The organism is Pseudomonas sp. B22129 (assembly GCF_044218875.1).
Classification (GTDB): Bacteria; Pseudomonadota; Gammaproteobacteria; order Pseudomonadales; family Pseudomonadaceae; genus Aquipseudomonas.
In genome coordinates this window covers 2,321,924-2,334,746 of the sequence record NZ_CP162592.1, presented here as the reverse complement: position 1 = coordinate 2,334,746, position 12,823 = coordinate 2,321,924, and the positions used below count along the sequence as shown (strand labels likewise).

Here is a 12,823-nt window from a genome sequence, read left to right as displayed (position 1 = left end):
ATAAAAAATAACGGAACCCCCGGAACGTGCCTAAACTCCAAACTGCGCGGGTTGGACTAAATAACTGGCCCCTAGGGCGCTGCGACGCGCCTGAACCCTTGTCCATTGGTTTGCACACAAAGAGAACAAAGCTATGAAACGGATCCTTCTTGGTACTCTCTTCACCGTCGTCTCCCTCAATGCAATGGCAGAAGCACCAGGTGGCCCGAACTGCGGTTGGGGCAACATGTTGTTCGAAGGCCAGCGCGGCACTCCGGCTCACTTCCTGGCCTCCACCACCAACGGCACCTCGGGTAACGCCACGTTCGGCATGACCTCGGGCACCAACGGTTGCAGCACCAACAGCGCCCTGACCTACGGCGGCAAGTCCTGGATTGCCATGAATGGCATGATGAACGAGCTGTCTGAAGACATGGCCAAAGGCAACGGCGAAGCGCTGACCACCTACGCGGTGGTACTGGGCGTTGCACCGGAAGATCGCGAACACTTCGCGGCCGTGACCCACGAGCACTTCCAGCAGATCTTCAGCAAGGCTGACGTGACCGCCGACGACGTGCACAACAACACCCTGGCTGTACTGAAAAGCGATTCCCGCCTGGCGAAGTACGCCACCCAGGCTTAAGCTCGACCCGCCCGCGCCTTTCGAGGCGCGGGCCTTGTTTTTGGACCCGCCTCCCCTTTGGGTCTCACTTTTTCCGACTTAAGTTGCCCTTATGCTCAAACGCTTTGCCTGGCTGGCACTCTTCGCCTGCGCCCCGCTGTACGCGGCCCCGCATATTGATGATCAACGTTTGCAGCAACTGGCCAACGACCCGTTCTGGCTGTCTTTGGGCCATTATGAAGCCGGCAAAATCAGTGGCTGGCGCAGCTATGTCAGCGACAAGAAATTCTTTCTCGCGCCCGATGGCGCACACCACCCGGACGCTGAACTCAAGGCCACCGTAGAAGCGCTTTATGCTCCGGCAAGCCTGGGTGAAAAGCACGTCCAATGCGTTTACCCCGCCCGCACGCGCTGGCTCAAGGACCAACTGCACCTGACCGACCTTCCGGCGCTGGAGTGCAAGGAATTCACCCAATGGTTCAAGGACGTCGCGCCCCACAGCGCGGTGATGATCTTCCCGGCGGCCTACCTCAACAGCCCGTCGTCGATGTTCGGCCACACCCTGCTGCGTATCGACCAGGCCGATGTGCAACGCGACAAGACCGCCCTGCTCAGCTACGCGATCAACTTCGGCGCCTACATCGAAGGCTCGGACAACAGCATTCTCTACGCCTGGAAAGGCCTGATGGGCGGCTACCCCGGTTTGTTCGCCCTGGTGCCCTACCAGGAAAAACTCTCCGAGTACCGTAGCCTCGAAAACCGCGACCTTTGGGAATACCGCCTGAACCTCACCGAGGTCGAGACCAAGCGTATGGTCGAGCACGTGTGGGAACTCAAGCAGATCCAGTTCGACTACTTTTTCTTCGATGAAAACTGCTCCTACCGCCTGCTCGAGTTGCTGCAAGTGGCCCGCCCCGGCCTGCGCCTGACCGAGCAATTCCCGCTGACCGCCATCCCGACCGACACCGTCAAAGCGGTAAAAGACGCAGGCCTGGTGGAAAAGATTGATTACCGCCCGTCCCGCGAACGCGAGTTGCTGGAGCGCGCCAAGCCGCTCAACAGCGACGAGCAGCAATGGGTGCTGAAAGTCAGCGACGACACCCAACAGTTACAAGCGCCAGCCTTCAAGGCTATCGCCAAAGACCGCCAGGCGCTGATCATCGACGCCGCCTACCGCCTGGGCCGCTACCGCGCCAACGGCCTGGAGCGAGACAGCGAACGCTCCCAACGCAGTTTCGAACTGCTGCGCGCAATCAACCAGAACCCGCCGCCAGACCTTCAGATCGAACGCCCCGGCTTGCCGGAAAACGGCCATGAGTCGCGCACCTGGCAAGCCGGCATCGGCACCCGTGGCAGCAAGACCTTCGGCGAATACGGCCTGCGCATGGCCTACCACGACCTCAACGACAACGCCGAAGGCTTCCCCTTGGGCGCGCAGATCGAAATCCTGCAAATGAAACTGCGCCAGTACGAAGGCAACCACTGGCAACTGCAGCAACTGGACCTGGCCACCATCCGCTCCCTGACGCCGCGTAACGCGCTGTTGCAGCCGTGGTCCTGGCAAGTCACCGGCGGCCTGGAACGCGTGCCGGGCAAACACGACGACGAAACCCTCGTCGCCCACGTCAACGGCGGCGCCGGCGGCACCTGGCAACTGACCGACGACATGCTCGGCTTCGCCCTCGGCACCGTACGCGTGGAACACAACAACGACTTCAGCGAAGCCATCTCCCCCGCCGCCGGCTTCAACACCGGCGTACTGTGGAAAAACCCGCTGGGCAATTTGAGCCTGGAAGCCAAGGGTGATTTCTTCACCAATGGCGAAGTGCGGCGTAGTGTCAGCCTGAACCAGCAGTGGGAACTGTCGCGTAACCTGGGCCTGCGCCTGAGTGCCCAGCGCGAGTACAGCCATTTGTCGACGCCCGTGAATGAAGTGCTGCTCGAAGTGAAGTGGTATCACTACTGACCTGAAGCCGATCAGCAATCAAAATGTGGGAGCGGGCTTGCTCGCGAAGGCGGTGTGTCAGTCACTGGATACTTGGCTGACACACCGCTTTCGCGAGCAAGCCCGCTCCCACATTTGGTTTTGTGTTTAGCCTGAAACATCGCACGGCCTGCATGCACAACACCTTTCTCACCTCCCTTTCACACCTCCCCGACAAATCCCTATCTAGACTTTCCCCCATCAGCCGTAAAACGGCGAAGGGAGTACGCCATGTGGCGGTCTGCGGTAATGCTGTGCGCGGTAGTGTGGTTGTCAGGTTGCCAGTCCACCCATCAGGATTTACTCGCCAAGGGCTACCCGCCCGCCTTCGCCGATGGCTTTGACGACGGTTGCAGCAGTGGCCGCCAGGCCGCCGGGGTGGTCAGTGGGGAGTTTCGCAAGAATGTGCCGCGTTATCTGAAAGACCGCGAATACGCTGAAGGCTGGGAAGACGGTTTCCGCCAGTGCAAGGCCATGCGCGAGAACGAGGAATTGCGCGACTACAAGGACAACCACTGGGATGACCGCGAACGTGCCTGGCAGCAGGAGAAGGATCGTGACGCGGCCAGGGCGTATCGCTCGCAATAGGTCGCTTTCAGACATCCATCGAAACTAAAGCGCAGCGAACATGGCCCTAACTCCATAGAGGGAGAACGTCATGAGCCGTGCTTTTGTGAATGAGGACAACGCCGCCGCCCAGGCCGATCAGCCGGTGGAGCGTCAGATCAGTGAGCAGCCCAACCGCGTAACTGCGCAAGGCTTGGCGCAATTACAGGCCAAGGTTGCGCAGTTGCAGCAGGCATACAGCCTCGAGTCCGCCAAGGACGATAAACAACGCCAAGCGGACCTTGAGCGGGATTTGCGTTATTTCAACCAGCGCGTGCAAAGCGCGCAGGTCGTGGCCCCGGCCACCTCGAGCGACAAGGTGCAGATCGGCAGTTGGGTGACCTTTGCCAATGAGCACGATGAGCAGCAGCGCATTCAGTTGGTCGGTGAAGACCAAGCCGACGCCAACGCCGGCCTGATCAATTGGGGCTCGCCCTTGGGTCGTGCGTTGCTCGGGGCCCAGGTAGGCGACGAGGTGCTGTGGAAACGCCCCGTCGGTGATCAGTTGATCGAAGTGCTGCGCGTAGAGCCCGAGGCTTAGACGATGCCTTGGGCCAGCATCGCATCGGCGACTTTCACAAAACCCGCAATGTTCGCGCCTTTCACGTAGTTCACCCGGCCGTTTTCTTCACCGTAATGCACGCAGGCATGGTGGATCGACTGCATGATGGCGTGCAGCTTGCTGTCGACTTCGCCAGCGGTCCACAGCAGGCGCATGGCGTTCTGCGACATTTCCAGGCCACTTACGGCCACGCCACCGGCGTTGGAGGCCTTGCCCGGCGCGAACAGAATGCCGGCCTCGATAAAGATATCCACCGCCTCAAGGGTGGTTGGCATGTTCGCGCCTTCGGCCACGCAGATGCAGTTGTTGCGCAGCAGCGTGCGAGCGGAGTCGGCATCGAGCTCATTCTGGGTGGCGCAGGGCAGCGCGATATCGCAGGCCAACGTCCAAGGGGTTTGGCCTTTACGGAACTCCAGGCCAAAACGCTCGGCCAATTCACTGATACGCCCGCGTTGCACGTTTTTCAGCTCCAGCAGCGCCGACCATTGTTCTTCGGTCAAACCACTTTCGGCGTACAAGGTACCTTCGGAGTCGGACAGGGAAATCACCTTGCCACCCAAATCCATGACCTTGCGCGCCGCGTATTGTGCGACGTTGCCGGAACCGGAAATGGCCACGCACTTGCCTTCGACCCGTTGGCCATTGCGCTTGAGCATTTCTTCGGCGAAGTACACACAGCCGAAGCCGGTAGCCTCAGGGCGGATCAGGCTACCGCCGTAGGTCATGCCCTTGCCGGTCAGCACCGAGGTGAATTGGTTGCTCAGGCGCTTGTACTGGCCAAACAGAAAGCCGATTTCGCGGGCGCCCACGCCGATATCGCCTGCCGGCACGTCCACGTCAGCACCGATATGCCGGTATAGCTCACTCATGAAGGCCTGGCAAAAGCGCATCACTTCGGCGTCGCTCTTGCCCTTGGGGTCGAAGTCCGAGCCGCCTTTGCCTCCGCCCATGGGCAACGAGGTCAGGGAGTTCTTGAAGGTCTGCTCGAAGGCGAGGAATTTCAGCACACCCAGGTTCACCGAGGGGTGGAAGCGCAGGCCGCCCTTGTAGGGGCCGATGGCGCTGTTCATCTGGATACGGAACCCGCGATTGACCTGCACCTTGCCGTGATCATCCACCCACGACACCCGGAAGGTAATGGCGCGCTCCGGTTCGCAGATGCGCTCCAGAATGCCCGATGCCAGGTAGTGAGGGTTGGCTTCAAGAAAGGGCCACAGGCTGCGCAGGACTTCTTCTACGGCCTGATGGAATTCCGGCTGGTCGGGGTCGCGTTTCTTGAGGCGAGAAAGGAAAGATTCGACAGATTCGATCATGGAAAGTCCCGGCAATTTGATTGTTTTTAAGGGAGATTGAGCCGGACCTTAGCAATTCATGTCGCACCTGAAAAGCGCAAAATGTCGCCTTTGTGAATTTAAATGGTGCAATAGATATAAATAAATCCCATTTTTTGCACCAGAAACGGGATTTCAACTTTAAGAATGCACCAACAGTTAAACAGCCATCGCAGGCAAGCCAGCTCCCACATTTGATCGATTTATAATGTTGGAATGCGGTCGAATGTGGGAGCTGGCTTGCCTGCGATGCAGACGCTTCGGTTTTCCTGAAAACGCGCAAAAAAAACGGAGCCCGAAGGCTCCGCTTTTTCAAACCACCAACCCGAATCAGGCCAGTTTTTTGTGTCGCACGCGGTGCGGCTGGGCAGCCGCATCGCCCAAACGCTTTTTACGGTCCGCTTCGTACTCGGTGTAGTTGCCTTCGAAGAACACCGCTTGCGAGTCATCTTCGTACGCCAGGATGTGGGTCGCGACGCGGTCAAGGAACCACCGGTCGTGAGAGATCACAATGGCGGCGCCCGGGAAGTCCAGCAGGGCTTCTTCCAGGGAACGCAGGGTTTCAACGTCGAGGTCGTTGGACGGTTCGTCGAGCAGCAATACGTTGCCGCCCTCTTTCAGGGTCAGGGCCAGGTGCAAGCGACCGCGCTCACCACCGGACAGGTCCTTGACGAACTTCTGTTGGTCGCCACCCTTGAAGTTGAAACGGCCGACGTAGGTGCGCGACGGGATTTCATAGTTGCCGATGCGGATCTGGTCGGAGCCATCCGAAATCTGCTGGAACACCGTCTTGCTGCCGTCGAGGTCGTCACGGCTCTGGTCAACGCAGGCAAGCTGTACGGTTTCACCGACTTCAATGCTGCCCGAATCCGGGGTTTCCTTGCCCATCAGCATGCGGAACAGCGTGGATTTACCCGCACCGTTACCACCGATAACGCCGACGATTGCGCCTTTTGGCATGGAGAACGACAGGTTGTCGATCAACACACGGTCGCCGTAGCCTTTGGAAACGTTCTTGAATTCGATGACCTTGTCACCCAGGCGCGGGCCGGCCGGGATGTAGATCTCGTTGGTTTCCGAACGCTTCTGGAATTCCTGCGACTGCATTTCTTCAAAACGTTGCAGACGGGCCTTGGATTTGGACTGGCGGGCCTTGGCGCCTTTGCGCACCCACTCCAGTTCTTCCTTCATGGCTTTTTCGTGGGCCGATTGCTGCTTGGATTCGGCGGCCAGACGGTCGGACTTGGCTTCCAGCCAACCGGAGTAGTTGCCCTCGTAAGGGATACCGGCGCCACGGTCGAGCTCGAGGATCCAGCCGGCCACGTTGTCCAGGAAGTACCGGTCGTGCGTGATCGCTACCACGGTGCCCGGGAAATCGTGAAGGAAGTGTTCCAGCCAAGCCACGGAGTCGGCGTCCAGGTGGTTGGTGGGTTCGTCGAGCAGCAGCATGTCGGGGGCCGACAGCAGCAGGCGGCACAGGGCCACGCGGCGTTTTTCACCACCAGACAGGAATTCGACCTTGGCGTCCCACGCCGGCAGGCGCAGCGCGTCGGCGGCGACTTCCAGCTGGCGCTCCAGGTTGTGACCGTCGCCCGCTTGCAGGATGGCTTCGAGCTTGGCCTGTTCAGCGGCCAGTTTGTCGAAGTCAGCATCTTCTTCAGCGTAAGCGGCGTAGACCTCGTCCAGGCGGGCCTGGGCGTTCTTGATCACGGCGACGGCTTCTTCAACCACTTCGCGCACGGTCTTGGTCGGGTCCAGGATCGGCTCTTGGGGCAGGTAACCGATGTTCAGTTCCGGCATCGGGCGGGCTTCGCCTTCGAATTCGGTGTCGACGCCGGCCATGATTTTCAGCAGCGTGGACTTACCCGAACCGTTGAGGCCGAGCACGCCGATCTTGGCGCCGGGGAAGAAGGACAGCGAAATGTTTTTCAGGATTTCCCGCTTCGGCGGAACAACTTTTCCCAGCCGATGCATGGTGAAGACGTATTGAGCCATGGTGAACCTAGCGTCAGTGACTGATGAATTAAGCGGGCGAAGCCCGTGCCAGGCCATGCGCGGCGCGGGCCTTTGACTATCATCAATGCCTGCGTGCGGAAAAAGCCTGAATGTCTGGGGCTGGAACGCCCTCGCGTAACCGGCAAAGCTACCTGAATGCGCCTGGTCAGTCCAGCCAGGCGGGGCTGGCACTTTGCCACAACTCAAGGCATGCTAGCCGCCCTCCGGGCGTCCGGCTTATAGTGCACGTCGCGCGCCAGTCCAGCCAAACCGCAGGATCACAGCTTGTCCAAAGTCACGCCGCCCACTCCCCTGCGCGCCGCTCATATTGCGCCGGGAGCGCCCCTGCACGGCACCCTCAAAGGCGCATTGGCGACGCTTGTCCTGATGCTGCTCGCCTTGTTGTTCTGGCAACTGCTGGACCAGTTGCAGCAAAACCAGAAGAACCAACAGCAATACACCATCAACTACAGCGCCGACCTGGCTGAACAGATCAGCCTGAACATGGCCCTGAGCGCGAAAATCGCGCTTAACCTGCTGCCGATGGTCGAGCCGCCGCGAGACGACGAACAGCAACAGGCCCTGATGCGCACCTTGCAGCGCTCGCTGCCGGAACTGCGCAGCGTCGCCCTGCTCGCCCCCAGCGGCGCGATGATCAGTGACAGCGCCAAAGACAGCCAGGACCGCGTCTGGCTTGAAGAGCTGGTGCAACGCAGCCGCTCCCAGCCGTATTACCTGAGCAACAACCCCGACGGCACGCTCATCTACTTGTTGCTGCAACAATCCAGCGGCGGCTCGAAAATGTACTGGGCGTTGCGCCTTGCGCCCAACTACCTGGCCAACCTTACGCGCCAGGACGGCCAGGGCAGCCGCCCGATGTGGGCCATCGAAAACCGCCTGAACCACCGTGTGGTCAGCCGTGACAACGGGATGCCGGCGCAATGGGCATCGGCATTGACCCCCGATGAATTGAACAAAAGCGTGCTGGTCACGCCCCTGAGCAAAAGCGATTGGCAATTGCGCGGCCTGTTCGACCGCAGCGCGGTGCTGGAACAGCTGCTGCCGGCATTTATCGGCAAATGCCTGCTGGGCCTGGCCTTTTCGCTGATCCCGGTGATCGTGCTGCTGAACATGCGTCGGCGCCAACGCCAGGTGCATGAAGGCCGGCGGCGCTATCAGGATATTTTCGAAGGCACCGGCGTGGCCCTGTGCGTGCTTGATCTGTCGGGGCTGAGGACCTTCTTCGCCAAAGCCAAGATGCAAACCCGCGAGCAACTGCAAGCGTGGTTGCACAACAACACCGCAGAACGCCAACAATTGCTCAAGGAGTTGCGCGTCACCGAGGTCAACCAGGTGGCCGTGCGCCTGCTGAATGTGAGCTCGTGTGACGAGGCCTGGGAGCGCCTGATCGATGATAGCCCGAGCAACGCCACGGCCATCGGCTATCAAGTACTGGAAGCTGTGCTGACCCAGCAGAAACAGTTGGAGCTGGAGATCCAGCTCAATGATGTCAGCGGCAATGAGCAATACCTGTGGCTGGTCATGCGCCTGCCGGAGCAGCAGGACGACTTCAAGGCGGTGATCCTCAGCATCAGCGATATCACCAGCCGCAAGCTGATCGAATTGTCGCTGGTGGAGCGTGAGAGTTTCTGGTCGGACGTGGTGCGCACCGTGCCCGATCACCTGTATGTGCAGGACGTGATCAGCCAGCGCATGATTTTCAGCAACCACCATTTGGGCCATACCCTGGGCTACAACAAGGCCGAACTGCAGCAAATGGGCGAGTACTTCTGGGAGATCCTGCTGCACCCCGAGGACGCCGAGTTTTACCACGACCTGCGCCAACAGCAGCGCCAGGCCGGCTATGCGACCCAGCTGCAATGCCAACTGCGCTTTCGCCATCGCAATAACCAGTGGCGCCGCTTCGACATCCGCGAGCAGGCCCTGGCCCGGGACAAAACGGCCGTGGTCACGCGGATCATCGGCGTGGCCAAGGACGTAACCGACCAGATCGAAGCCAGCGAATCACTGCGCGACAGCGAGCAGCGTTACCGCATGCTGGCCGAAAGCATCAGCGACGTGATCTGCTCGACCGACAGCCAACTGGCGCTCAACTACGTCAGCCCCTCCGTCAATACCGTGCTGGGCTATGACGTGGACTGGGTGTTCAAAAACGGCTGGCAGTCGATCATTGCCAACCCGCAGCAACTGACGGGCATCTACAGCCTCGCGGAACACGTCAGCCGTGCCCTGGGTGACCCCGTCGCGCTCAACCGGCTGCGCGATGAGGTGCAGACCCAACTGTTCCTGTTCGACTGCCTGCGCGCCGATGGCCGCAAAGTACCGATCGAACTGCGTGTGGTGCTGGTGTGGGATGAGCACGGCGCGTTCGAAGGCATCCTGGGGGTCGGCCGCGATATCAGCCAGCAGCGCCGTGCCGAGAAAGACCTGCGCATGGCGGCCACGGTGTTCGAACACTCGACCTCGGCGATCCTGATCACGGACCCGGCCGGCTACATCGTGCAGGCCAACGAGGCCTTCAGCCGGGTCAGCGGCTACGCCGTCAGCGACGTGCTCGACCAGTTGCCGAACATGCTCACCGTGGACGAGCAACAGGAAGCCCACCTGCGTTACGTGCTCAAGCAACTGCACCAGCACAGCACCTGGGAAGGCGAAGTGTGGCTCAAACGCCGTAATGGCGAGCATTACCCGGCCTGGGTCGGCATTACCGCCGTGTTCGACGATGAAGGCGACTTGGCCAGCTACGTGTGTTTCTTCAGTGATATCAGCGAGCGCAAGGCCAGCGAGCAGCGCATCCACCGCCTGGCCTATTACGACGCCCTGACCCACCTGCCTAACCGCACGCTGTTCCAGGACCGCCTGCACACCGCGCTGCAGTCGGCCGAGCGGCAAAAGTCGTGGGTGGTGCTGATGTTCCTCGACCTCGACCGCTTCAAGCCGATCAACGACTCCCTCGGCCACGCCGCCGGCGACCGCATGCTCAAGGAAATGGCCACGCGCCTGCTCGGTTGCGTGGCCGAAGACGACACCGTGGCACGCATGGGCGGCGACGAATTCACCTTGCTGCTGCAACCGCGGGTCAACCGTGACATGGCGCTGAACCGCGCAATTCACGTGGCCGAGCAGATTCTGGCCAGCCTGGTCAAACCGTTCGTGCTGGAAGGCCGCGAGTTCTTTGTGACCGCCAGTATCGGCATCGCCTTGAGCCCGCAAGACGGCAATGAGCTGAGCCAGCTGATGAAAAACGCCGACACCGCGATGTATCACGCCAAGGAGCGCGGCAAGAACAACTTCCAGTTCTACCAGGCCGACATGAACGCCAGTGCCCTGGAGCGCCTGGAACTGGAAAGCGACCTGCGCCACGCCCTCGACCAGAACGAATTCGTGTTGTATTACCAGCCGCAGTTCAGCGGCGACGGCAAGCGCCTGACCGGTGCCGAAGCCCTGCTGCGCTGGCGCCACCCGCGCCGTGGGCTGGTGCCGCCGGGGGATTTCATTCCAGTGCTCGAAGAACTGGGCCTGGTGGTGGACGTGGGCGACTGGGTGCTGGCCGAAGCCTGCCGCCAGCTCAAGACCTGGCACCAGAACAAAGTGCGCGTGCCGAAAGTCTCGGTGAACATCTCGGCGCGGCAGTTCTCGGACGGCCAATTGGGCGAGCGCATCGCCACCATCCTCAAGGACACCGGCCTGCCGCCGGCATGCCTGGAGTTGGAGCTGACCGAAAGTATCCTGATGCGCGAAGTCAACGAGGCCATGCAGATCCTCGCCAGCCTGAAAAACCTCGGGCTGAGCATTGCGGTGGATGACTTCGGCACGGGGTATTCGTCGCTGAACTACCTCAAGCAGTTCCCCATCGACGTGCTGAAAATCGACCGCACCTTCGTCGACGGCCTGCCGTCCGGCGAGCAAGATGCACAGATCGCCCGCGCGATTATCGCCATGGCCCACAGCCTGAACCTGGCGGTGATCGCCGAAGGTGTGGAAACCCATGAGCAGCTGGATTTCCTCAGGGAGCATGGCTGTGATGAGGTTCAAGGCTATCTGTTCGGCAGGCCAATGCCGGCGAACCGGTTTGAAGCGCAGTTCAGCAATGATGCGCTGTTCATGTTCGACTGAAGTTTTGTGGGCTGACTTCCCTGTGGCGAGGGAGCTTGCTCCCGCTGGGGCGCGAAGCGGCCCCGCTTTTTTTGGGACTGCTGCGCAGTCCAGCGGGAGCAAGCTCCCTCGCCACAACAGCCACCGCTCATCCCTAAGTGAATCCCGCTTGTCCGCGACATGATGTCCTTTCATATGCCATCTAAAACCCATTGGGTTAGAATGCCCTCCTTTTCTGCCCCCGATCCTTGAGGACCGCCATGTTCAGCCGTGATTTGACTATTGCCAAGTACGACGCCGATCTCTTCGCTGCCATGCAGCAAGAAGCCGTGCGCCAGGAAGAGCACATTGAACTGATCGCTTCGGAAAACTACACCAGCCCCGCCGTCATGGAGGCTCAAGGTTCGGTTCTGACCAACAAGTACGCCGAAGGCTACCCAGGCAAGCGCTACTACGGTGGTTGCGAGTACGTCGACGTGGTTGAGCAGTTGGCCATCGACCGTGCAAAAGAACTGTTCGGCGCCGATTACGCCAACGTCCAGCCGCACGCCGGCTCCCAAGCCAACAGCGCCGTGTACCTGGCCCTGCTGCAAGGCGGCGACACCATCCTGGGCATGAGCCTGGCCCACGGCGGTCACCTGACCCACGGCGCCAGCGTTTCGTCCTCCGGCAAGCTGTACAACGCCGTTCAATACGGCATCGATGCCAACGGCCTGATCGACTACGACGAAGTCGAGCGTCTGGCGGTTGAGCACAAGCCAAAAATGATCGTGGCCGGTTTCTCTGCCTACTCGCAGATCCTGGACTTCCCGCGCTTTCGCGAAATCGCTGACAAAGTCGGTGCCTACCTGTTCGTCGACATGGCTCACGTAGCCGGTCTGGTCGCCGCTGGCGTCTACCCGAACCCGGTGCCTTTCGCTGACGTGGTGACCACCACCACCCACAAGACCCTGCGCGGTCCACGTGGCGGCCTGATCCTGGCGCGCGCCAACGCCGATATCGAGAAGAAGCTGAACTCCGCCGTATTCCCGGGCGCCCAGGGCGGCCCGCTGGAGCACGTGATCGCCGCCAAAGCGATCTGCTTCAAGGAAGCGCTGCAGCCTGAGTTCAAGGCTTACCAGCAACAAGTGGTAAAAAACGCCCAGACCATGGCGAGCGTGTTCATCGAGCGCGGTTTTGACGTGGTGTCCGGCGGTACTGAAAACCACCTGTTCCTGCTGTCGCTGATCAAGCAGGACATTTCCGGTAAAGATGCTGACGCTGCCCTGGGCAAAGCCTTCATCACCGTGAACAAGAACTCCGTGCCGAACGACCCACGCTCCCCGTTCGTCACCTCCGGCCTGCGCTTCGGCACCCCGGCTGTGACCACTCGCGGCTTCAAAGAAGCAGAGTGCAAGGAACTGGCTGGCTGGATCTGCGACATCCTGGCCGACCTGAACAACGAAGCCGTGATCGACGCGGTCCGTGAGAAGGTCAAGGCCATCTGCAAAAAGCTGCCGGTATACGGCGCTTGATTGCAGTTGCTTGAATAAAAAGCCCGGCTGAAGAGCCGGGCTTTTTTGTGCCTGAAAACACTGCTTTCTCAAACTGAAATGCAATCAAATGTGGGAGCTGGCTTGCCTGCGAAA

Annotated in this window: 8 protein-coding genes; 6 read left to right on the top strand and 2 right to left on the bottom strand. The window is 60.4% G+C overall.

The window, feature by feature from the left end; translation table 11 throughout:
- The first annotated feature begins 133 nt into the window (after positions 1 to 133).
- From AB4P94_RS10635 to AB4P94_RS10620, 4 genes are all read left to right on the top strand, one after another.
- The gene (locus AB4P94_RS10635) at positions 134 to 622 is read left to right on the top strand and encodes a DUF3015 domain-containing protein (protein WP_017253712.1); all 489 of its coding nucleotides are present in this window, start codon (positions 134 to 136) and stop codon (positions 620 to 622) included.
- A gap of 91 nt (positions 623 to 713) precedes the next feature.
- Complete coding sequence (locus tag AB4P94_RS10630; protein ID WP_395610486.1) at positions 714 to 2,567, top strand: DUF4105 domain-containing protein; 1,854 nt, start codon at positions 714 to 716, stop codon at positions 2,565 to 2,567.
- Positions 2,568 to 2,816: 249 nt separating this feature from the next.
- Positions 2,817 to 3,173: a hypothetical protein gene (locus AB4P94_RS10625; RefSeq protein ID WP_395610485.1), complete on the top strand. Its 357-nt coding sequence runs from the start codon at positions 2,817 to 2,819 to the stop codon at positions 3,171 to 3,173.
- A 70-nt stretch (positions 3,174 to 3,243) separates the two neighbouring features.
- Positions 3,244 to 3,732, top strand: a complete 489-nt coding sequence (locus AB4P94_RS10620; RefSeq protein WP_395610484.1) for a GreA/GreB family elongation factor — start codon at positions 3,244 to 3,246, stop codon at positions 3,730 to 3,732.
- On the opposite strand, the gene gdhA is transcribed toward AB4P94_RS10620, so the two are convergent.
- Positions 3,729 to 5,066 carry an NADP-specific glutamate dehydrogenase gene (gene gdhA, locus AB4P94_RS10615; protein WP_395610483.1) on the bottom strand — a complete coding sequence of 446 codons (1,338 nt, stop codon included), beginning with the start codon at positions 5,064 to 5,066 and terminating at the stop codon, positions 3,729 to 3,731. The two genes, AB4P94_RS10620 and gdhA, sit on opposite strands and share 4 nt — an antisense overlap.
- A 348-nt stretch (positions 5,067 to 5,414) precedes the next feature.
- Positions 5,415 to 7,079, bottom strand: a complete 1,665-nt coding sequence (gene ettA / locus AB4P94_RS10610) for an energy-dependent translational throttle protein EttA (protein WP_395610482.1) — start codon at positions 7,077 to 7,079, stop codon at positions 5,415 to 5,417.
- A gap of 285 nt (positions 7,080 to 7,364) precedes the next feature.
- Between ettA and AB4P94_RS10605 the strand changes: the two genes are divergently transcribed.
- Together AB4P94_RS10605 and glyA are read left to right on the top strand one after the other, a co-directional pair.
- Positions 7,365 to 11,216: an EAL domain-containing protein gene (locus AB4P94_RS10605; RefSeq protein ID WP_395610481.1), complete on the top strand. Its 3,852-nt coding sequence runs from the start codon at positions 7,365 to 7,367 to the stop codon at positions 11,214 to 11,216.
- 239 nt (positions 11,217 to 11,455) lie between these two features.
- Positions 11,456 to 12,709, top strand: a complete 1,254-nt coding sequence (gene glyA / locus AB4P94_RS10600) for a serine hydroxymethyltransferase (protein WP_395610480.1) — start codon at positions 11,456 to 11,458, stop codon at positions 12,707 to 12,709.
- Positions 12,710 to 12,823 lie beyond the last annotated feature (114 nt).